Source organism: Nonlabens sp. Asnod2-A12, from assembly GCF_045063745.1.
Taxonomy (GTDB): domain Bacteria; phylum Bacteroidota; class Bacteroidia; order Flavobacteriales; family Flavobacteriaceae; genus Nonlabens; species Nonlabens xylanidelens.
Window position 1 is genome coordinate 3,116,892 of sequence record NZ_JBEFOB010000003.1, and the last position, 20,750, is coordinate 3,137,641.

At 35.0% G+C, this 20,750-nt stretch carries 19 protein-coding genes and 2 tRNA genes; 7 read left to right on the plus strand and 14 right to left on the minus strand.

Features of this window, described 5'->3' with window-relative positions; all coding sequences use genetic code 11:
- Positions 1-20 precede the first annotated feature (20 nt).
- The 3 genes from ACJJVJ_RS14140 (at position 21) to ACJJVJ_RS14150 (ending at position 6,611) form a co-directional block, all read left to right on the plus strand.
- A complete protein-coding gene (locus ACJJVJ_RS14140) occupies positions 21-974 on the plus strand; it encodes a MoxR family ATPase (protein WP_104516511.1) in 954 nt (317 codons plus the stop codon).
- A gap of 404 nt (positions 975-1,378) precedes the next feature.
- Positions 1,379-4,159 carry a bifunctional aconitate hydratase 2/2-methylisocitrate dehydratase gene (locus ACJJVJ_RS14145; RefSeq protein ID WP_104516513.1) on the plus strand — a complete coding sequence of 927 codons (2,781 nt, stop codon included), beginning with the start codon at positions 1,379-1,381 and terminating at the stop codon, positions 4,157-4,159.
- Positions 4,160-4,343: 184 nt separating this feature from the next.
- Positions 4,344-6,611, plus strand: a complete 2,268-nt coding sequence (locus ACJJVJ_RS14150; protein WP_405371070.1) for an aconitate hydratase — start codon at positions 4,344-4,346, stop codon at positions 6,609-6,611.
- Positions 6,612-6,820: 209 nt separating this feature from the next.
- Here the strand turns inward: ACJJVJ_RS14150 and ACJJVJ_RS14155 are convergent, their stop codons facing one another.
- Positions 6,821-7,369 carry an REP-associated tyrosine transposase gene (locus tag ACJJVJ_RS14155; protein WP_405371072.1) on the minus strand — a complete coding sequence of 183 codons (549 nt, stop codon included), beginning with the start codon at positions 7,367-7,369 and terminating at the stop codon, positions 6,821-6,823.
- 165 nt (positions 7,370-7,534) lie between these two features.
- Positions 7,535-8,137 (minus strand): M23 family metallopeptidase, encoded by a 603-nt coding sequence (locus tag ACJJVJ_RS14160; RefSeq protein ID WP_405371074.1) that lies wholly within the window; start codon positions 8,135-8,137, stop codon positions 7,535-7,537.
- Between the two features lie 102 nt (positions 8,138-8,239).
- Here ACJJVJ_RS14160 and ACJJVJ_RS14165 point away from each other — a divergent pair, with 102 nt between their 5' ends.
- Together ACJJVJ_RS14165 and ACJJVJ_RS14170 are read left to right on the plus strand one after the other, a co-directional pair.
- The gene (locus ACJJVJ_RS14165; RefSeq protein ID WP_405371076.1) at positions 8,240-8,800 is read left to right on the plus strand and encodes a TlpA family protein disulfide reductase; all 561 of its coding nucleotides are present in this window, start codon (positions 8,240-8,242) and stop codon (positions 8,798-8,800) included.
- 105 nt (positions 8,801-8,905) lie between these two features.
- Positions 8,906-9,613, plus strand: coding sequence for a DUF3291 domain-containing protein (locus tag ACJJVJ_RS14170; protein ID WP_405371077.1), 708 nt, complete (start codon positions 8,906-8,908; stop codon positions 9,611-9,613).
- Here the strand turns inward: ACJJVJ_RS14170 and ACJJVJ_RS14175 are convergent.
- The 9 genes from ACJJVJ_RS14175 to ACJJVJ_RS14215 all read right to left on the minus strand — a co-directional run bounded on the left by ACJJVJ_RS14175 (position 9,605) and on the right by ACJJVJ_RS14215 (position 17,350).
- Positions 9,605-10,756 (minus strand): lycopene cyclase family protein, encoded by a 1,152-nt coding sequence (locus tag ACJJVJ_RS14175; RefSeq protein WP_405371079.1) that lies wholly within the window; start codon positions 10,754-10,756, stop codon positions 9,605-9,607. The genes ACJJVJ_RS14170 and ACJJVJ_RS14175 overlap by 9 nt on opposite strands.
- Entirely contained in the window at positions 10,735-11,352 is a 618-nt protein-coding gene (locus ACJJVJ_RS14180) for a carotenoid biosynthesis protein (protein ID WP_405371081.1), read from the minus strand. The genes ACJJVJ_RS14175 and ACJJVJ_RS14180 overlap by 22 nt, the downstream gene beginning before the upstream one ends.
- Positions 11,349-12,815 (minus strand): 1-hydroxycarotenoid 3,4-desaturase CrtD, encoded by a 1,467-nt coding sequence (gene crtD / locus ACJJVJ_RS14185; protein ID WP_405371083.1) that lies wholly within the window; start codon positions 12,813-12,815, stop codon positions 11,349-11,351. The genes ACJJVJ_RS14180 and crtD overlap by 4 nt, the downstream gene beginning before the upstream one ends.
- Positions 12,816-12,818: 3 nt before the next feature.
- Positions 12,819-13,265 (minus strand): sterol desaturase family protein, encoded by a 447-nt coding sequence (locus ACJJVJ_RS14190; RefSeq protein WP_104516531.1) that lies wholly within the window; start codon positions 13,263-13,265, stop codon positions 12,819-12,821.
- A 2-nt stretch (positions 13,266-13,267) separates the two neighbouring features.
- Positions 13,268-14,107: a phytoene/squalene synthase family protein gene (locus tag ACJJVJ_RS14195; protein WP_405371085.1), complete on the minus strand. Its 840-nt coding sequence runs from the start codon at positions 14,105-14,107 to the stop codon at positions 13,268-13,270.
- Positions 14,107-15,567, minus strand: coding sequence for a phytoene desaturase family protein (locus tag ACJJVJ_RS14200; protein WP_405371087.1), 1,461 nt, complete (start codon positions 15,565-15,567; stop codon positions 14,107-14,109). The genes ACJJVJ_RS14195 and ACJJVJ_RS14200 overlap by 1 nt, the downstream gene beginning before the upstream one ends.
- Positions 15,564-16,475 carry a MerR family transcriptional regulator gene (locus ACJJVJ_RS14205; protein ID WP_104516537.1) on the minus strand — a complete coding sequence of 304 codons (912 nt, stop codon included), beginning with the start codon at positions 16,473-16,475 and terminating at the stop codon, positions 15,564-15,566. Before ACJJVJ_RS14205 ends, ACJJVJ_RS14200 begins: the two co-directional genes overlap by 4 nt.
- A gap of 668 nt (positions 16,476-17,143) precedes the next feature.
- A tRNA-Leu gene (locus tag ACJJVJ_RS14210) sits at positions 17,144-17,226 on the minus strand.
- A 51-nt stretch (positions 17,227-17,277) separates the two neighbouring features.
- Positions 17,278-17,350 (minus strand) — tRNA-Lys (locus ACJJVJ_RS14215).
- 103 nt (positions 17,351-17,453) lie between these two features.
- Between ACJJVJ_RS14215 and ACJJVJ_RS14220 the strand changes: the two genes are divergently transcribed.
- The gene (locus ACJJVJ_RS14220; RefSeq protein WP_405371088.1) at positions 17,454-17,981 is read left to right on the plus strand and encodes a shikimate kinase; all 528 of its coding nucleotides are present in this window, start codon (positions 17,454-17,456) and stop codon (positions 17,979-17,981) included.
- Here the strand turns inward: ACJJVJ_RS14220 and ACJJVJ_RS14225 are convergent.
- From ACJJVJ_RS14225 to ACJJVJ_RS14235, 3 genes are read right to left on the minus strand one after another with little or no spacing between them, the layout of a single operon-like run.
- The gene (locus tag ACJJVJ_RS14225; RefSeq protein WP_405371090.1) at positions 17,973-18,470 is read right to left on the minus strand and encodes a phosphoribosyltransferase family protein; all 498 of its coding nucleotides are present in this window, start codon (positions 18,468-18,470) and stop codon (positions 17,973-17,975) included. The genes ACJJVJ_RS14220 and ACJJVJ_RS14225 overlap by 9 nt on opposite strands.
- The gene (locus ACJJVJ_RS14230) at positions 18,467-19,048 is read right to left on the minus strand and encodes an SAM-dependent methyltransferase (RefSeq protein WP_405371092.1); all 582 of its coding nucleotides are present in this window, start codon (positions 19,046-19,048) and stop codon (positions 18,467-18,469) included. The genes ACJJVJ_RS14225 and ACJJVJ_RS14230 overlap by 4 nt, the downstream gene beginning before the upstream one ends.
- Positions 19,045-19,422 (minus strand): RNA-binding S4 domain-containing protein, encoded by a 378-nt coding sequence (locus ACJJVJ_RS14235; RefSeq protein WP_104516707.1) that lies wholly within the window; start codon positions 19,420-19,422, stop codon positions 19,045-19,047. The genes ACJJVJ_RS14230 and ACJJVJ_RS14235 overlap by 4 nt, the downstream gene beginning before the upstream one ends.
- An 81-nt stretch (positions 19,423-19,503) precedes the next feature.
- Here ACJJVJ_RS14235 and ACJJVJ_RS14240 point away from each other — a divergent pair, with 81 nt between their 5' ends.
- Positions 19,504-20,679: an FKBP-type peptidyl-prolyl cis-trans isomerase gene (locus ACJJVJ_RS14240; RefSeq protein ID WP_104516706.1), complete on the plus strand. Its 1,176-nt coding sequence runs from the start codon at positions 19,504-19,506 to the stop codon at positions 20,677-20,679.
- Positions 20,680-20,750: the final 71 nt, after the last annotated feature.

Below are 20,750 nucleotides of genomic sequence, written 5' to 3' on the forward strand. Positions count from 1 at the left end.
TAATAAACCAACCCCACCACATGTCAGATGTAGCTGCGATTGATAACCTGGTAAAAAAACATCAGGAACTTAAAAAAGAAATAGCCAAAGTAATAATAGGTCAAGAGAACGTAATCAATGAAATATTGATTTCTATTTTCTCTGGTGGTCATGCACTTCTAGTAGGTGTTCCAGGACTGGCTAAAACTTTAATGGTTAATACGATATCGCAAGCTCTAGGATTAGATTTTAAACGTATACAGTTTACACCAGATTTAATGCCTAGTGATATTTTAGGAAGTGAAATTCTCGATGAGAATAGAACGTTTAAATTCATTAAAGGACCTGTGTTTACTAACATAATCCTTGCAGATGAGATTAACCGTACACCACCTAAAACTCAAGCAGCTCTTCTAGAAGCGATGCAAGAGAAATCTGTAACAGTTGCTGGTCATAAGTATAAGTTAGATGCACCTTATTTTGTACTGGCTACACAAAACCCTATTGAGCAAGAAGGTACTTACCCATTGCCAGAAGCACAGTTAGATAGATTTATGTTTTCTATCTTTTTACAATATCCTTCTTATCAAGAAGAAGTGGATGTGGTAAAGGCGACTACTAGTGATAAAAAACCGGTGATAAATGCACTGTTCACGGCAAAGGAAATAGTAGATTTTCAACAACTAGTAAGGCGCATTCCTGTTGCAGATAATGTTATTGAGTATGCAGTTAAACTAGTGGGTAAAACGAGGCCTAAAAGTGATGAGGCTCCAGAAATTATTAAGCAATATATAGATTGGGGTGCCGGTCCTAGAGCATCGCAAAATTTAATTCTAGCTGCAAAAACACATGCTGCGGTTAACGGTAAATACAGTCCAGATATTGAGGATGTAAAAGCGGTTGCTACAGGTATCTTAAGACATAGAATTATTAAAAATTACAAAGCAGAAGCGGAAGGTCATACAGAAGAAAGTATTATCGCGCAGATTCTATAATCAGTTTTCTGACTTAAATTATATAAAAGCACCTTTTACGAGGTGCTTTTTTTATATTCAATATTATTTAATAGCGGTATAAGCATAAACAATTACGCTTTCGCGAAAGCTAAAATACTACTATCGATATAGTTATTTGTCAAATTGATAATTTAAGGTTGTTTAAATTGTCAATTTGATAAAATCTATCCTTTTAAAACCTCGCTATTTTGATAATGTCTAAACTACTGTGATACTGTGTTAAACTTTCATTTAACGGCTCATTTTTGTAGCTTCGCAATCCATTAAAAATGATAAATTATTTTTATGATTATGGCTTCTGATGATAGACTGTCAGTAAGAAAAAGTTTACATCATAAAGACATATCTTAATTTACATTGAACCGAATACTATTATAAAATATATGAATACTTATAAGAACTATCTTCAGCAAATTGAAGACCGAAAAGAACAAGGACTTCACCCACAACCTATAGATGGAGCTGAATTATTAAGCGAAATTATATCGCAAATTAAAGACGTAAATAACGAGTTTAGAGAGCAGTCTCTTAACTTTTTTATCTATAATGTTTTACCAGGTACGACTAGTGCTGCTGTTGTTAAAGCTAAGTTTTTAAAAGAAATTATTTTAGGTCAGGAAGCGGTAAAAGAAATTACACCAGCTTTTGCTTTTGAACAATTATCTCATATGAAGGGTGGACCTTCTGTAGAGGTTTTATTAGATCTTGCTTTAGGTAATGATGCTCAAATTGCTCAAGATGCTGCCAAAGTTTTAAAAACTCAAGTATTCTTATATGAAGCAGATACTGAAAAGTTAGAAAAAGCTTTTAACGATGGTAATGCTATTGCTAAGGAACTTATAGAGAGCTATGCACAGGCAGAGTTTTTTACTAAGTTACCAGATGTAGAAGAAGAAATAGAGATCGTAACTTTTGTTGCAGGTGTAGGTGATATCTCTACAGATTTATTATCTCCTGGTGCAGACGCGCATTCAAGATCAGACCGTGAATTACATGGTCAGTGTATGTTTGAGCATAATAAAGACATGCAGAATGAATTGTTAGCTTTAAAAGAGCAACATCCTGATAAGAGAGTGATGTTAATCGCTGACAAAGGAACTATGGGAGTAGGTTCTTCAAGAATGTCTGGTGTGAATAATGTAGCGCTATGGACTGGTGTTCCTTTTAGTCCATATGTACCGTTTATTAATTACGCTCCAGTAATCGCAGGTACTAACGGTATTGCACCTATTTTCTTAACTACCGTAGGAGTAACTGGTGGTATAGGTATTGATTTAAAAAACTGGGTTAAGCAAAAAGATGCAGACGGTAATACGATAGTCGATGAAGATGGTGAGGCTATTCTTAAAGAAGAATATTCTGTAGCTACTGGTACGGTTCTTACTATCAATACAAAAACCAAGAAATTATATAACGGAGATAAAGAATTAAAAGATATCTCTACAGCTTTAACTCCACCTAAAATGGAGTTTATCAAAGCTGGTGGATCTTATGCAGTTGTTTTTGGTAAAAAATTACAAACCTTTGCTTGTAAAGTTTTAGATATAGATGTGCCTCAAGTATATGCTACTGCAAAAGAAGTATCTGTAGAAGGACAAGGTTTAACAGCAGTTGAAAAAATATTCAATAAAAATGCAGTAGGTTCAACACCAGGAAAAACGTTACACGCTGGTTCTAATGTAAGAGTAGAAGTAAACATTGTAGGTTCTCAAGATACTACTGGTTTAATGACTTCTCAAGAATTAGAAATGATGGCAGCGACTGTTATTTCTCCTATCGTTGATTGTGGTTATCAATCTGGTTGTCATACAGCTTCTGTATGGGATGATAAGTCTAAGGCTAATATCCCTAGATTAATGAAGTTCATGAACGACTTCGGATTAGTAACAGCACGTCACCCAGAAGGGAAGTATCATGCAATGACAGACGTTATTCATAAAGTACTTAATGACCTTGCAGTTGATGACTGGGATGTTATTATCGGTGGAGATTCTCACACTCGTATGGCAAAAGGTGTTGCCTTTGGAGCAGATTCAGGAACCGTTGCCTTAGCTCTTGCTACAGGAGAGGCTACTATGCCTATTCCAGAATCAGTAAAGGTTACCTTTAAGGGAGAAATGAAATCTTACATGGACTTCCGTGATGTAGTGCATGCTACTCAAGAGCAAATGTTAGATCAATTTGAAGGAGAAAACGTTTTCCAAGGAAAGATTATTGAAGTACATATTGGTACCTTAACTTCTGATCAAGCATTTACGTTTACAGACTGGACAGCAGAGATGAAAGCAAAAGCTTCTATCTGTATTTCTGAAGATGAGACTTTAATTGAATCGTTAGAAATATCTAGAGATCGTATTCAGATTATGATTGATAAGGGTATGGATAACCCAAAACAAGATCTTAAAGGACTAGTTGATAAAGCAAATAACCGTATTACTGAGATTAAAACAGGTGTGAAGTCTGCTTTAAAGCCAGATGGAGATGCAAAGTATTATGCTGAAGTAGTTATCGATTTAGATAAGGTTGTAGAGCCTATGATAGCAGATCCAGATGTAAATAATGAAGACGTTTCTAAGCGTTATACGCATGATAATATTAAACCACTATCTTATTATGGTGGTACTAAGAAAGTAGATTTAGGTTTTGTAGGGTCATGTATGATTCATAAAGGAGATATGCAAATCTTAGCTCAGATGTTAAAGAATATCGAGAGACAACAAGGAAAAGTAGTGTTTAATGCACCTCTAGTTGTGGCTCCTCCTACATACAATATCGTAGATGAATTAAAAGCAGAGGGAGACTGGGATGTTTTAGTTAAATATTCAGGTTTTGAATTTGATGATAACGCGCCTAAAGGACTAGCACGTACTAAGTATGAAAATATGTTATACTTAGAGCGTCCAGGTTGTAACCTTTGTATGGGTAACCAAGAAAAGGCAGAGCCAGGTGATACGGTAATGGCTACTTCTACTCGTTTATTCCAAGGTAGAGTGGTAAGAGATACAGACGGTAAAAAAGGTGAGTCTTTATTATCTTCTACTCCAGTAGTTGTATTATCTACAATTTTAGGAAGAACACCTACAATGGAAGAATATGAAGCAGCAGTTGAAGGTATAGTTTTAACTAAATTCAAGCCTTCTACTAAGAACTTAGTTGTTGCTTAAAACAACAAACTATTTAATAGAATTAAAGCCTGAATCATTAGATTCAGGCTTTTTTAATTGCTATTATTTCTACTTGTTATTAATTTTAACTATCAGTGCAGTGGTCAATTTTATATTTATATTATAAATAGTACTTCTATAATTTTGTATATTTAAAACACTAATAAAACTAATAATATACCTTATGGCATTTGATATCGATATGATTAAGAAAGTGTATAGTGAGATACCGTCTCGTGTTAATAAAGCTCGAGAACTAACTGGTAAGCCCCTTACACTCGCTGAGAAGATTTTGTATTCACACCTTTGGGATGGAATTCCAGGAAAACCCTTCACTAGAGGAAAAGATTACGTGGATTTTGCACCAGATCGTATCGCATGTCAAGACGCCACTGCACAAATGGCTTTATTACAATTCATGCAGGCTGGTAAAACAGAAGTTGCTGTACCTACCACAGTACATTGTGATCACTTGATCCAAGCAAAAAACGGTGCTAGTTCTGACCTTCAAAATGCTTTGAATACTTCTAACGAGGTATTTAATTTTTTAGAGTCCGTATCAGATAAATATGGTATCGGTTTTTGGAAACCAGGAGCAGGTATCATTCATCAAGTAGTCCTTGAAAACTATGCATTCCCAGGAGGTATGATGATCGGGACAGATTCTCACACCGTAAATGCTGGCGGATTAGGAATGGTAGCTATAGGTGTAGGTGGAGCAGATGCTGTAGATGTTATGGCAGGAATGGCTTGGGAATTAAAATTCCCTAAACTTATAGGTGTTAAACTAACTGGTAAATTATCAGGTTGGACAGCGCCTAAAGATGTAATTCTTAAAGTAGCTGAAATCCTTACCGTAAAAGGTGGTACAGGCGCAATTGTAGAATATTTTGGTGATGGTGCTGCAAACCTTTCTTGTACAGGAAAAGGAACAATTTGCAACATGGGAGCAGAGATAGGAGCAACGACTTCTACATTTGGGTATGATGCCTCAATGGAACGTTACCTGCGCGCAACTGATAGAGCTGATATTGCAGACGCTGCAAATGAAGTTAAAGAATATCTTACCGGTGATGATGAGGTGTATGCAAACCCAGAGCAATATTTTGATCAAGTAATTGAAATCGATTTAGATACCTTAATGCCACATTTAAATGGGCCATTTACTCCAGATCTAGCGACTGAAGTTGGTTCTATGAATGAAAAAGCAACTGAAAATGACTGGCCACTTAAAGTAGAATGGGGACTTATAGGTTCTTGTACGAACTCTTCTTATGAAGACCTTTCTCGTGCAAGCTCGATAGCACAACAAGCAATTGATAAAAAATTAAAAACTAAAGCAGATTTTGGTATAAATCCTGGATCAGAAAAAGTGCGTTACACCACAGAGCGTGACGGTATTTTAGGAATATTTGAAAATCTAGATGCTAAGATATTCACCAATGCTTGTGGGCCATGTATCGGTCAGTGGGCACGTTATGAAGATCCTAAAAACGCGCCCAAAAACTCTATCATACATTCATTTAATAGAAACTTTGCAAAGCGTGCCGATGGAAATCCTAACACGCATGCCTTTGTAGCATCACCAGAAATGGTTGCTGCCATTGCTATAGCAGGTAGACTAGACTTTAATCCTATCACGGATAAGTTGATTAATGAAGATGGAGAAGAAGTAATGCTAGACGAGCCTACAGGATGGGAATTGCCTCCTAAAGGTTTTGAAGTAAAAGATGATGGTTACCTAGCTCCACAAGAAGATGGAAGTGGTGTGGAGATAAAAGTTAGCGAAGACTCTGATCGTCTTCAGTTATTAGAGCCATTTACACCTATTGGGACAGATGTTTCTGAAGCAAAATTATTGATCAAAGCATTTGGTAAATGTACCACAGATCACATTTCTATGGCAGGACCATGGTTGCGTTATAGAGGTCACTTAGATAATATTTCAAACAACTGTTTAATAGGTGCCGTAAACGCATATAATAAGCAAACTAACTTTGTTAAGAACCAGTTAGATGGCGAGTATGGAGCTGTACCAGCCACAGCAAGAGCTTATAAAGCAGCAGGGATCCCTTCAGTAGTAGTGGGAGATCACAATTATGGAGAAGGATCTTCTCGCGAGCACGCTGCGATGGAGCCACGTCATCTAGGTGTAGTAGCAGTGATTGTAAAATCATTTGCACGTATTCATGAAACGAACTTGAAAAAACAAGGAATGTTAGGACTTACGTTTGCAAACGAGGCAGACTATGATCTTATTCAAGAAGATGATAACTTCAACTTTGTAGACCTTGCAGACTTTTCTCCGGATGTGCCATTAAACATTGAGGTAACTCATGCAGACGGTTCTAAGGATACCATAAAAGTAAATCATACCTATAATGCTGCTCAAATTGAGTGGTACCGTAAAGGAAGTGCATTGAATAAAATTAAAGAAGATAACGCTGCTTAATACCACGTTTTCTATTATATTAAAATGCCTCTTGAGATTTCAAGAGGCATTTTTGTTTGTTGTAGTTCCGCTTTCGCGAAAGCGGAATAAATTTAAAGACATTTTTAAAGATCAAATTTTAATCTTCTGGTTCTCTCGTCGCGCGCGTTTGCAACGCGTTCGTTTTAAGTTAAGCATTTGCAATGCGATTCACAAAGTTAATTCAACTTTTAATACCATTTAGTAATTTCAACATTACTAGTTCCATCATCTAAATATGCACTAGCACTACTATGAATCCAATGGCGTTCTTCCTTCACATAACCTGCTTCTATAGGATTGTAATGGATGTAGTTAAAAGCGGCTTCTAACTTTTTAACTCTATCCATTATTTTAGGATGAAAGCCATCTTGCCAAACTTTATAATTAGAATGTCTTTTGGACTTATCAGCGAGAAAAGAAAAAGTACCTAACAACCACTCTTTGCGACTTTCTCCAGGTTCATTGATAGCAACAATTATTTTTTTAGAAGTGAACTTTTTAAGATCTCTAATAATATCATTTATTGGTTTACCAGTAGTTCCTACTATCATGTGTACATGACTGGGCATTATGACATAGGCATAAACAATAAGTCCTTTTTCTTTAATACAATGATTTAATGAGTCCTCTAAAACATGAATGTATCGATCTCTAGTGAATATATCAATCCATTTTACAACCGTTAATGTGATAAAATAATTTTCTTCTTGATCTTTTACTTTGTATCGTTCCGACATAGTAGCAAGATAGCTTATTGTGAATCGCATTACAAATGCTCAGCTTGTTGAGCACACGTTGCAAACGCGCGCGACAAAAAAAAGCTTTTTGAGAAACCAAAAGGCTTTTTTGTTGATTGTTGTCTTTGTATTCGCTTTCACTATCCCTTGCAACCTGACTTAATTTCATCGATGGTCCTTAATGAACTTAGTTGGATTCAAATAACCTTCCGTAGTTTCGGAATAACCACCACCGATATGCATTTCTAGGCTATCTCTAATTTCAAAATGTAGATGTGCGAGGTAAGCACCATTTGCAGTTCCTATAGTACCTATTTGATCTCCGCGTTTAATGATGCTATCTGTTGAAACTAAAATTTGATCGCAATGAGCATAAAGTGATTCTATATAAGTACTGTCTGGTAATTTATGTGATATCCTAATTACTTTTCCCCAACCGCTGCCTATATCTTTTGCAAAAGTGACTTGACCATTTGCTATTGCATATATAGGGTCTCCTAAATCTGAATCGCCACCAGTTACAGCATTCCAGTCATCACCTAAATGATCGTTTTCACTAAATTTTTGTGCATTGTAGTATCCCTTTGCATTTGGTTTGCCTACCGGATAATCAAAATGAGTTGCAGTCGGAATCGATTTCTTACGTTCTACTATCAATTCTTTTTTTATAACAACAGTTTCATGTATAACGGAAATAGGTTCTTTGTCACTATCAGATTGTTTACAAGAAAGTAAAAACAGTACTATTACTATCAATATGTGTTTCATTATTTAAAAGGATGGTTCATATTTACAACAGTAAATTAACGATTTTAATTGTACAGCCATTTATCTTTGTTAGCTAAGTCATAGCAATCTATAGAATAGTTTATGAAAAAGCTTTCTCTCAGTAATATAATTTTTATTGTTGTAATAGCATTACTTATTATTCCTCAAACTAGAAAGCCTATTCAGGTAGCGCTTCAAAAAATAAGAGTACAGTTGTTTTCTCCGTCTACTTTAGATAAAGAGGATCAACAACAGCTTGAGCCTTTTACTTATCATTTGAGAACGCTCGATGGAATTTCCAAAGGAATTGAAATAGGACAAGGACGTGTGACTTTTATAAGTTATTGGGCGACATGGTGTCCTCCTTGTATTGCAGAATTTCCTAGTATCGATAAATTGTTTAAAGATTATGGTAATGAAATAGATTTTCTTTTAATTACTAATGAAGATCCAGAAATAGTAAAACGATTTTTAAAAGAAAAAGAGTTTGATATACCAGTTGTGTTACCACAAATGAATACACCTGAAGAACTTTATGAATCTAGCATACCTACCAGCTATATTATAGATGCAACAGGTAAAGTTATAATTAAAGAACAAGGTGCGGTAGACTGGAATAGTACCGAAATAAGAGAAGTAATAGATCAGTTGATTATCAATTAATGAAGGCAGACTTATAAAAGACGGTGCTATAAGTTTTTATTTCCAAATATTAATTTACCACAACATTTTATTCATTTAAAGTAAGAGGCATCTATCTTTGTTCTTATGTCTCAACAAATCACAACGCTTACTTTTTTTAAATATCCTAGCTTTAAACAAAAAGTTTGGGCTTTTGGAATGATGCAATTTGCACACGGTCCATTAAAAAAGACAGCTGGACTAGAGTTCTATAAGTTGTTAGGTTCAGGAAAGGAGAATTTTGATCCCAAACCAGACTGGAGTGTTTATGGATTATTACAAGTATGGGAGAATGAAGAGTCTGCAAAAAGCTTTTTTGCCAATTCAAATTTATACAGTAGATACTTAAAGCACAGTTCTAATCAGCTTACTTTCTATATGAAATGTATAAAAGCGCACGGACAGTGGTCTAAGAAAAATCCGTTTAAGGTGAGTGAGAACTTAGATGAACATAACGAGTTTATAACCGTTATTACTAGAGCCACTATTAAACTAAATATGCTTAAGAAGTTTTGGGATTATGTGCCTAAATCGCAAGTAGATTTAATTGATAACCCTAACTTACTATTCACTGCAGGAGTAGGAGAGCGACCAGTAACTCAAATGGCTACTTTTAGCCTTTGGAACGACGCAAGAGCTTTAAAGAAATTTGCTTACCGCAGTCAGAATCACAGACATGCAGTACAACAAACACAGGCATTGCAATGGTATAAAGAAGAGTTATTTACTAGATTCCAACCCTATAGTATTAAAGGAACATGGGCAGACTTTGAAATACCTCAAAGCTTAAAATAACTTTTTAAAGAAAGCACTTAAAAATGGTACTGATGTCATGGGCAGCATTATACCTAGCTCCTGACTTAAACTAGTTTCTTGGTCTAGAAAACTGAATATAGTCTGTATCTTGTTTTTTCTATATAAAGTATGAAAAACCTCAGGTCCTCGAGCATTATCACTGTGTAATACATCGAGCATGATATCATCATAAAAGCGAAATTTCTTAGAAATCATACCATGATTCAGCTCTCGTTTTAAAGTAATATTATCTACTAATTGTACTGCTTTTTTCTCACTCATTTTAAAACTATAACCAGTAGATGGTTTTACCCAACCACCAGCGGTGCCTATTTTTAAGTGGTTTTTTCTATGGTGCTGCTCAAATTTATAGGAGGTCATAGGTATAACACCTTGCTCTGTTTTTTCAATAGAAAAGTTAGTAAGCTGCAAGTACTTTGCAATATATTCTTGGAGATACTTTTCATAAGTATCATCGCTTACCACATCTTTAGAAAAATAGGTAAATTCTACAAGAGCTTGTGTTGTAGAATAAGGTAAGACGTAGGTAAAGCTAGTCGTGCCAGCATCTCTTAATCTATAATCCATCATGGTAAACACCTCTGGATCAAAAGTAGGTCGCTCTGTTTTAATCACCCAACCCTTAAAATGTTGTTGTAGAGTAGTGGCTTTAGTATCTTTAAAAAACTTGGGATCTATACGACTGTCTAAAACTATAGAAGCGCTTAGGGTTCCAGTGGAGTAATCTATGTGGATTTTTTTATTGTGCCCTTTTTCATCATCATATTCTACGTTGTTTACTTTCTCTTCAATTAAAGTGTAATTAGATTTTTGTTGTAATTCCGCTTTCGCGAAAGCGATAAAATCACGACTCTCAATAGTCTTGTACACATAAGGATCGAGATCGAGAGGTATAAAATCATCAGGCATTATATAGCTGCCTTTTTTCCAACTGTGAGAGATTAAATGGTCCCATTTACCATTTCCTTTTTCCCAAAAAGACCAAGTTTTATCTAACGACAAAGCCTTAAAATCATCTATAATAACAATGTTAAGATCGGTTTTACGGCGCAGTAATTCTTGCACAATGTGGCTGCCAGCGCAACCCATGCCTATTATGGCTATATCGTAATGACTATCCATAGACCTATTGCAAAAAGTAGTTGTACACCATATAAATGATAAGAAAGAATTTTATTTCCTTTAAGTTTAAAATGTAACGCTATGGCATGTAAAATAGCAGCTACCACGTACCAGCAAATATAGTTATACCAGCCGGCACCATTTTTAAAATGCCAGAATCCAGCAAAATCGCATATTTGTTCTAGAAAGAAATCTAGACCTACCATAAGTGCCGCGCCACTAGCTATAATGGCTATAGGTGATGTGAAAACTTTTTTAGCAATAACATGTGTGGTAAAGGTAAGTAAAGCCCAGTTGACACCTATTAGTACAGGGATTCCATCTATTTTAGGACCAAAATTTATACCGTAATAATAATCACCGAATAAGCTACCTGTATGCACACCTATCCATTCTACGAGAATGCCGGTGAACATAAAAGCGATAAATAACAGCACAGCCTTACGTGACTCTATCTTGAAAAAGAATATCAATAGAAATAACAAGTAAATCATCGTAAACGGTGACTTAGGTAAGAAAAAATCTTCATATCCTATAGCAATACCTATAATGGCAGCTATATGAATGATCCATAAAAAGATGATTGCTATTCTCATGAATTAGCTTTAGAGATAAGGTCTGCTGTGATTTGTGCGCTCAATAAACATAAAGGAATTCCACCACCTGGATGCACAGATCCACCTACGTGATAAAGGTTTTTCACTTGTTTATTAAAATTAGGATGTCTTAAAAATGCAGCAAATTTATCATTACTAGCTGCGCCATAAAGAGCACCGCGATAAGAACTGGTATTAGCCTCGATACCTTGAGGTGTCAGGATATATTCTGTTTTAATATGATTTGAAATATGTACACCTAGACATTTTTCAATTTTTTTGATGATGTCTTTTTTAGCTTCTTGCACGATTTGTTTCCAGTCCTGACCATAATCTCCTGGTGCATTAATCATAACAAACCAATTTTCATGTCCTGCAGGAGCGTCTTCTAGTGATTCTTTACTAGTTATATTAATGTAAACAGTAGGATCTTTTGACAAGGTCTTGTGCTCAAATATATGTTCAAATTCTGTATGATAATCTTCAGAAAATAGAATGTTGTGCAGGTCCAGTTCTGAGAAAACTCTATCGATTCCCCAATAAAAAATAAGCGCACTGCTAGATCGCTCTTGCTGGAGTGTCTTTTCTGGAGCCTTGATATCCTTCATTAAATTGCGATAGGTAGGATAAATATCCATGTTGGAAACAACGAGATCTGCTTCATAAGTTGCACGATCTGTTGTGATACCTGTTACTTGATTATCGAGGTGATTGATATGGGTAACGCTTTCGCGAAAGCGGAATTCTATTCCCACCTTTTCACCCATTTCAAACAATGATTGTGAAATGCTGTGCATACCACCGTGCGGATAATAGGTGCCTAGACCCAATTCTAAATGAGGAATCATACTCATAATACCAGGTGTCTGATAAGGAGAAGATCCATTATAAGTGGCATATCTATTAAATAGCTGAGTCAGTTTGGGGTTTTTGAAAACTTGGTTTTCCTGATCTAGTGTATTTGAAATCCCTAAAAAAGGGGTGTTGATCAGAGCTTTTACCGTGTCCATGGACAGATAAGTAGATGCTTTGTGAAGTGATTTTTCTAAGAATAGACTTTTGGTAAGGTTGTATTTCTTTTTGCTTTTTTGAAGATAGGAGTATAGCGTTTTCTCATTTTCATTAAATATGGCAGCCGCAGTACGGACAAATTCTTGTGAATCTGTACTGGCTTTAAAAACGGTGCCATCTTCCCAAAAATAATGACAAGCTATTTGTTTAGAACGGTAAGAAAATAAGTTTTCATGTTCTGGAAACAGTTGTAATAAATCGTCAATAAGGTGAGGTAATGTGAATAAAGATGGACCTAGATCAAATCGATATCCATCTTGATCTATGGCATGTAGTTTACCACCTGCATAGTCATTTTTTTCAATTACTATAACATGATAGTCTTGTTTTTTAAGCCTTAATGCTATGGCAAGACCACCTATTCCAGCGCCTATAACTATGGCTGTTTTCATAAATTATTTAAAATACTTGAACGGGACAACTAGCATACCGAAGTTTTCACCATCTTCTTTACCCAAGTGTTTGTGGTGCATTTTATGAGCACGTCGCAATCCTTTGGCATATTTGTTATTTGCTTTACGCAACCACTTAAAACGTTGATGTATAAAAACATCGTGCACTATAAAGTACGCAATACCATATGCTAGAATACCAGCACTTAAGGGTAATGTCCACCAGATGTCATAAAAACTATGGACTAGTTTTAAACCTATGCTTATTGCAGCATAAAAGACAAAAAAGAAGTCGTTTTTTTCAAACCAGCTATCGTGTTGTTTATGATGGTGATCTTCATGCAGGTTCCATAAAAAACCGTGCATGACATATTTGTGCATCCACCAGGCATTAAATTCCATGATGCAAAATGTGGCAATAAATATGGCTATCCAGTATAGTACATCCATGTTTAGATCATATTGAGTTTATAGGCCATATAGCCTTTGGACAATAAAAATATTTTCTCGTAGTTAGGCACGCGTATTCTTGCGTTTCTAATTTCTTTAGAAGGAGTGCGTTCTAATCTAGTGAGAAGTCTTCTATAATACGTGTATGCGGTATAAACTCCTAATTTGGCTTCTATAGGTAATCTTTGAATACCTTTGAGACCAGCATCAAAGTCTTCCTTTATTTCTTGAATAAGTCTGGCTTTGTCCTCTTCACTTAAATCATGAAGATCTGTATTTGGGAAATAGCTTCGTTCTAGCGTGTCAAGATCTGCTTTAAGGTCTCTCAAAAAGTTCACCTTTTGAAAGGCACTACCTAATCTCATGGCGTCATCTTTAAGATCGTTGTACTTCTCCATATCACCTTTTACAAAGACTTTTAAAGACATAAGCCCTACGACGTCTGCGCTTCCATAGATGTAATTTCTATATTCTTCGTCAGTTAGATAAATGGATTTATCTAGATCCAGACGCATACTGTGAATAAAGGCACCATACATATCTGGTGTGATATCGTATTTATTAACTGTTTCTTGAAACGAATTCAAAATAGGGTTTAGACTTATCTTATCATCGATAGCTCTTTTTACATCTTCTTCAAAACGGTCTAGTAAGTCGCGTTTATCATAATCGTGAAAAGTGTCCACGATCTCGTCTGCAAATCTTACAAATCCATAAATATTATGGATATCCTGACGTATGCTAGGTCCTAACATTTTACTGGCTAGTGAAAATGATGTGCTGTAATTATGTGTTACAGCTCTACTGCATTCTCTTGAAACTTTATCAAATAAGCTCTTCATTAGTGGTCATTTTTTTTAATAAGTTCAGCTGCTAGTTTTCCAGATATAAGTGACGGTGGCACTCCAGGACCTGGTACTGTTAACTGACCTGTAAAATATAGGTTTTTTACTTTGCGACTTCTTAAATTAGGTCTAAGAAAAGCAGTTTGTAATAAAGTGTTAGCCATTCCATAGGCATTACCTTTATAACTATTATACTCTGATATAAAATCATTAACACAAAATGATTCTTTAAATATAATATGATCTGTTACATTTTGTTCGGTTCGCAATTCAAATCTTTTCATGATTTTATTGAAATACTCTTCTCTTAATTCTGGAGTATCTTCTAAATCTGGTGCTAGCGGAATAAGGAAAAAACCATTCTCGCAGCCTTCTGGTGCTGTAGATGGATCTGTTAGGGACGTGAAATTTGCATAAAACAAAGGTTCTTCTGGCCACTTAGGGTCTTCGTAGATTTCATTTGCATGTTTTGTAAAATCAGTGTCAAAGAATAAATTGTGATGATCTATATTCCTTAACTTCTTATCAAAACCTACATAAAAGATCAATGAGCTAGGAGCAAAAGTCTTTTTATCCCAATAGGATTCAGAGTACTGTCTGTGTTTTTTAGGCAATAGTGTTTCAGAGTGATGATAGTCAGCACCAGAAAGAACAATAGGGTAAAGGTGTTTTTGTCCTTTAGTAATTAGTCCTTCTATTCTACCTTTTTCATCAACAAGAATCTCTTCTATAGGACTCTCTGTCTTGATAACTACACCTAGATCTTCGGCAAGTTTTTTCATAGCTAGAATTACTTCATACATACCACCTTTAGGATGCCATGTACCTAAACCGAAATCTGCATAGTTCATGAAGTTATAAAAACTAGGTGTGTTTTGAGGTGTCGCACCTAGAAATAAAACAGGAAATTCTAAGATACTAACTAATTTTGGGTTAGTAAATTTCTTTCTTACATCTTTAGAAACGTTGCCTATAAAAGCTCCTACTTTTTGAGCAGTTTGTGGTGTAATCAATTCTAGCGGAGACTCTCCAGGTCTATAAACAAGATTTTTAATCGCGATCTCATAGTTTTCCTCAGCCTTAGACATAAATTGTTGTAAAGGTTTTGAACTACCTTTTTCTACTTTTTCAAAAGTAGATTTAATGTCTTCTAGATTATCTGCTATTTCAATTTTATCATCTTCAAAAACAACAGAGTATGCAGGGTTAAGCTTATCTAACTGATAATAGTCAGAAGGTTTTTTATTAAAATCTGCAAAGAATCTCTCAAAAATATCTGGCATCCAGTACCATGATGGACCTATGTCAAAGGTAAAACCATCCTTAACAAGTCTGCGCGCTCTACCACCGACAGTGTCGTTCTTTTCATAGATAGTAACTTCGTAGCCGTCTCTTGCTAGATAACAAGCTGCTGCAAGTGATGAAAACCCAGATCCTATAACTGCTACTTTGTTCATGCTTCTACTAATTGAGGTATATTATTTATAACGTCTGATATGCCTTTAAAGACCTTATGATTATCAGATAACTGTTCTGATTTTATTTTTTGAGCCATTTGTCCTAAAATCCAAAGTTCTATATCACTATCTCGGTTCACTTTACGGTTAAATTTCTTTAAGAAAGATGGTAGCTCTTTTTCTACAGGTTGTACAGTTACGTAGGTTATATACGTAGGATTAACACCTTTGTTTTTGAAGAAAGGCAAATCATCTAGTATCATGCTGGCACCTAGGTAAATAGTTTTGTTACCTCTTTTTAATAACTCATAATTTAAGAATAATAATCCTAGATCATGCATTTCATTTTCAGGTAGAAATAGCACATAAACACTATCGCTATCATTTTTAGATCGATATTGAACTTTCTCTAAATTGATAAGAACCTTTTGTTTAATCAAATGACTGATAAAATGTTCATGCGCAATATTGATAGTTTTAGACTGCCATAAGAAACCTAATTCCTCTAGAAAGGGAATGAACAAATCATAGAAAACACCTGTAAAACCTACCTCTTGCAGTACAGAGTCATAAACTCTACTGAACATGGTCTGGTCAAAGTTAACCATCGCAAGTTTTAACTCTTGTATGGCGTGGTCGTTTTTATTATTTCTTATAGCTAGATTACGCACCTGATTTTCAATATCACTGCCCGTTAAACTAGCGATTGTAGATATTTTAATACCAGCATTTTTAAGATAGCTAACATTTAAAATCTTGCGCAATGCACTGAGGTCATAAGTTCTTATATTAGTTTCTGTTCTGTCTGGTTCTAATAGATTGTATCGTTTCTCCCAGATTCTTATCGTGTGAGATTTGATACCACTCAAATTCTCTAGGTCTTTAATACTGAACTTACTTTTTATCAAAACTAATTTGTTTACTTATTACGCGGTAAAGTTAAACAAAATTACTTATCACGAACTAAATTGATATTTAATTAACTATTAAAGTAAATTCTTGATAAACTATATGCGATTCATTTTTATTGATTTTGCATGAACTGGTTTTCTGTTTAGAGTAAAAAAGGCCTTGCTATATAATTAGGTGCAGTGATGGTTTTGAATTCGCTTTCGCGAAAGCGTAACTCAATTAGTAATTATAGTCGTCTAACTGTACTTTTTAAGCAAATGCTCTATGTATAATGAAGGTCTAGCCTCGTACTAGAGGAGTCCTGTTACTAACAGGGTGATGGTAAACCGGATTCTTGCAAGTATTTCTTTATCTATGATTCTCTATTTTACCTAGCAAAAATCAAGTACCGATTTCATTTAAAAGCAATCAATTATTAAATAGATGATAGTATAAAGCAGGTTGATCTATTGGTAGGAATGAGTATTTATGTATGTAGAGCGTTTAAGGTGTTTTAACCGCCTAATTAACATATGTTACGTTATTAACTTTATAAAATCACAAAGTGTCTCTATGGTTCTTAAAATAGATATGGAATGCGACAGGGGCTTATGTAAAAATGATTAAGAAAAGGTCTTAAAATTCAAAAGCTAGATAACATAAATATTATCTAGCTTTTGTGTTGTACCTGGAATGGGACTTGAACCCACACGTACAAAGTACACACGGCCCTCAACCGTGCCTGTCTACCAATTTCAGCACCCAGGTAAATAAAAAAAGTCCTTAATAAATTAAGGACTTTCTCGTTAACAATTGTTGTGATCTGGCTGGGGCTCGAACCCAGGACCCTCTCCTTAAAAGGGAGATGCTCTGCCAACTGAGCTACCAGATCTTCGTGTTAGCGGCTGCAAATATACCGCTTTTTATTTCTTCCAACCTAATTTTTTTTAGATTATTTTTAAAAAATCTTATTTTTAATTAGAAAAATATAAAAAATGGCGTTTAAAATAATCTTATTAGGATATATGGGGTCGGGCAAATCTACTGTAGGTCAGTATCTTGCAAGCGATATCTCTTTTGATTTCTTAGATTTAGATTTTGAAATAGAAAAAGAAGAAAAAATTAAAGTTTCTGAAATTTTTCAGACGAAAGGTGCAATTTACTTCAGAAAGAAGGAAAAAGAAGTTTTAGAAAAATTAATGGGTTTAGATAAAAACATGGTTTTATCATTAGGTGGTGGTACACCATGTTATTTTGATTCTATGAACTTTCTAAATAATCTAGAAGATGTAAAGACGGTTTATTTAGATATTCCTATACCTATATTATCTGATAGGTTGATGAAAGAGAAAGACCAAAGACCTCTTCTACAGAATGTGAATTCTGAAGAAGAGATGTTAGAATTTATAGGAAAGCATTTATTTGAACGTAGACCATTTTATAATCAGGCCAGTTTAAAAATAAAAGTAGATGAAGAAACTGCAAGTGAAGTTGCACAGCAAATAGCGGCTAGTTTATTCTAGCATCACACTAAAGGGCTTCTTTTCTAACTGTACCTCTATATGTTCTTCTATAGTAGTAGAAAGAGAGAGGCCTTTAAAATCTGCTTTTACTGGGTACTTTTTGTGGTTTCTATTTACTAATACAGCTGTTTTTAAACGATCTAGTGGTACATTTAAGAAGTGCTTTACCGCATATATTAAGGTAGTACCACTATTCAGGACGTCATCACAAATAATTACTCCTTTGTTCTCGTAGTCACTAGTAGGTATACTGGTTTGAATAGCTGCAAGTGGGTTGGTCTTATCTATGGTTACTTTGCACAAAACAATTTCTGTGTCTATTATTTTAGATAGAGCCTTTTTAAGCTCTTTTGCAAACGTATAACCGCCGCCCACTATTCCTGCTAGTATGATGCGGTCGTGGTTTAAATATACTTCGGCTATTTGATAAGCAATTCTTCTTATTTTATGTTGTACCTGATTATGGTCTAGAATTTCATTTTTAATCATTTCTTTTTCATATTTATTAGGAGTTCCTTTCCTTTTCTAGAATCTTCAGATGTCTGGCATCTATTCATTTCAATGATATCAAATTTTTTCTCAAACAACTTGATATATTCTTCTTTATTTCCTGTGTATGGTGGTTCCGTTCTTTGAGAGTCAAAATCAAATAGAACACCTTTTACATGACCATTCTCATTTAATAGATCATGACATTTTTTTATATAGCTTTCGCGAAAGCGAGTTTCCAAAGCACAAAAGAACGTTTGTTCTAATATTAGATCATACTTCCCAGTGTGTTGAAAGAAATCATCTTGTACCGTTTTAAGGTTATCATTAAGTAAAAACTTCTTTTTAAGCGACTCTAAAGGCTGGCTAGCAATATCGAGTACGGTAACATTTTTAAAACCTGATTCTATTAAATAAATCGCTTCATAAGAATTGCCAGCTCCAGGAATTAGTATTTTACTGTTCTTGTCACGCAAATTATCTATAATATGGGTAAGCGGTAAAGATGGATGGCCTAGATCCCAACCGGTAGAGTTGTTCTTATATCTGTTTTCCCAATAAATTTTACCGTGTTTCATTCTTCTTCCTCTTGGTTCAAGACATTAGTAAGATCTCTACGATCTTTTTTAGTAGGTCGTCCTTCTCCTTTAATCCTGTAGTAATCCTGATTTAAGGCTATAAGTTTCTTTGCATCAAAATTTTCTTGAGGCGTACGATCTAGTCTATATAGGCTAACAATCTTGTTACCCACACGGCCGTCTGGTAGATCTAGTACTTCTACCTTATATTCTATTTGATCTTTACGCAATTGAATAATGTCGCCAGGATATACATCTCTAGCAGGTTTTACAATAGAGTCATTTACTCTAATACGACCTTTTTTTGCGGCATCTGTCGCTTTACTTCTGGTCTTATAGTATCGTACACTCCATAAATATTTGTCTACTCGCATAAGAAGCTTTGTTATTAAACGTTATCACATCACTACAAAAATAGTTGAAAATACTATCTTTGATCGCTTTAAAAATTGATGATGAAAAAAATTAAGTATTTATTATCCTTTCTTGCAATAGGAATGGTGTTGGTCTCTTGTGGGTCTGACGATGATAACGATGTTGTAATAAGAGATAGGAATGAGGTGTATACAGAAGATCTTGCAGAATTGCAGGAGTATTTAAATACTCATTTTTATAACTATGAAGAATTTGCAACTAACCCTGCAGGTGCAGATTTTAATATAGTTTTTGACACTATAGCAGATGTAAATGCTGGTAAAACGCCACTTGCAAGCCAGGTTAACTCTAGGGTTTTAACTAGAGATGGTATAGATTATACTTATTTTACATTAAACGTACGTCAGGGTGGTGGTGCTTTGAGTCCTACGTTTGCAGACAGTACGCTGGTTTCTTATGAAGGGTTGTTATTGGATAACAGTGTGTTTGATGGGTCTACTAATTCTATATGGTTTGATTTACCTGGAGCAAGTGTCTTTGGTGGTGTGGTAGATGGATTTGCTGCTGGTGTGTCAGAATTGAATGAGGCAACTGCCATAACAGCAAATGCTGATGGTACTTTTTCTTTTACAGACTCTGGAGTAGGAGCAGTTTTTATGCCTTCTGGATTGGCTTATTTTAGTACGTCTCTTACAGGTATACCTGCTTATTCTCCTATTATTTTTACTTACCAATTAAGAAAAGTTAATTTGTCTGATCATGATGGTGATGGTATTCTTTCAAGATTTGAAGATCTGGATGGTGATTTAGATTTGCAATCTCCTGACGATAGAGATAATACTGATGAAGATTTAATAGGTGGTTTTAACTATCTAGATGCAGATGATGATGGAGATGGAGTGCCTACTATTTTTGAGAACCCAGATCCTAATGGTGATGGTGATCCTAGCGATGCTGAAGATCTTGATGGCGATGGAATACCTGGTTATTTAGACTCTAATGAGGTAAATATCGATATCGATGGTGATGGTATCCAGAATAGATTTGAAGGTCCAGATCCTAATGGTAATGGTAATCCTAGCGATGCACTAGATACAGATGGAGACGGTATCCCAGATTATCTAGATGATGACGATGATGGTGATGGAATACCTACAGCTTTAGAAAATGCAGATCCTAATGGTAATGGAAATCCAGATGACGCTTTAGATTCTGATGGTGATGGTATCCCTGATTATCTAGATGCAGATTCATAGATAATACTTCTCATAAAAGACTTTATAAAAAGGAGCTTCATTCTACATGAAGCTCCTTTTTTTATTTCAGT

Excerpts from the sequence above, each read along its gene's own strand:
- crtD (WP_405371083.1), bottom strand. The coding sequence starts at position 12,815 with ATGAAAACAGCCATAGTTATAGGCGCTGGAATAGGTGGTCTTGCCATA.
- ACJJVJ_RS14140 (WP_104516511.1), top strand. The coding sequence starts at position 21 with ATGTCAGATGTAGCTGCGATTGATAACCTGGTAAAAAAACATCAGGAA.
- ACJJVJ_RS14220 (WP_405371088.1), top strand. The coding sequence starts at position 17,454 with ATGGCGTTTAAAATAATCTTATTAGGATATATGGGGTCGGGCAAATCT.
- ACJJVJ_RS14170 (WP_405371077.1), top strand. The coding sequence starts at position 8,906 with ATGTCTCAACAAATCACAACGCTTACTTTTTTTAAATATCCTAGCTTT.
- ACJJVJ_RS14235 (WP_104516707.1), bottom strand. The coding sequence starts at position 19,422 with ATGCGAGTAGACAAATATTTATGGAGTGTACGATACTATAAGACCAGA.
- ACJJVJ_RS14160 (WP_405371074.1), bottom strand. The coding sequence starts at position 8,137 with ATGAAACACATATTGATAGTAATAGTACTGTTTTTACTTTCTTGTAAA.
- ACJJVJ_RS14165 (WP_405371076.1), top strand. The coding sequence starts at position 8,240 with ATGAAAAAGCTTTCTCTCAGTAATATAATTTTTATTGTTGTAATAGCA.
- ACJJVJ_RS14150 (WP_405371070.1), top strand. The coding sequence starts at position 4,344 with ATGGCATTTGATATCGATATGATTAAGAAAGTGTATAGTGAGATACCG.
- ACJJVJ_RS14155 (WP_405371072.1), bottom strand. The coding sequence starts at position 7,369 with ATGTCGGAACGATACAAAGTAAAAGATCAAGAAGAAAATTATTTTATC.
- ACJJVJ_RS14195 (WP_405371085.1), bottom strand. The coding sequence starts at position 14,107 with ATGAAGAGCTTATTTGATAAAGTTTCAAGAGAATGCAGTAGAGCTGTA.
- ACJJVJ_RS14175 (WP_405371079.1), bottom strand. The coding sequence starts at position 10,756 with ATGGATAGTCATTACGATATAGCCATAATAGGCATGGGTTGCGCTGGC.
- ACJJVJ_RS14145 (WP_104516513.1), top strand. The coding sequence starts at position 1,379 with ATGAATACTTATAAGAACTATCTTCAGCAAATTGAAGACCGAAAAGAA.
- ACJJVJ_RS14240 (WP_104516706.1), top strand. The coding sequence starts at position 19,504 with ATGAAAAAAATTAAGTATTTATTATCCTTTCTTGCAATAGGAATGGTG.
- ACJJVJ_RS14200 (WP_405371087.1), bottom strand. The coding sequence starts at position 15,567 with ATGAACAAAGTAGCAGTTATAGGATCTGGGTTTTCATCACTTGCAGCA.
- ACJJVJ_RS14180 (WP_405371081.1), bottom strand. The coding sequence starts at position 11,352 with ATGAGAATAGCAATCATCTTTTTATGGATCATTCATATAGCTGCCATT.
- ACJJVJ_RS14230 (WP_405371092.1), bottom strand. The coding sequence starts at position 19,048 with ATGAAACACGGTAAAATTTATTGGGAAAACAGATATAAGAACAACTCT.
- ACJJVJ_RS14190 (WP_104516531.1), bottom strand. The coding sequence starts at position 13,265 with ATGGATGTACTATACTGGATAGCCATATTTATTGCCACATTTTGCATC.
- ACJJVJ_RS14225 (WP_405371090.1), bottom strand. The coding sequence starts at position 18,470 with ATGATTAAAAATGAAATTCTAGACCATAATCAGGTACAACATAAAATA.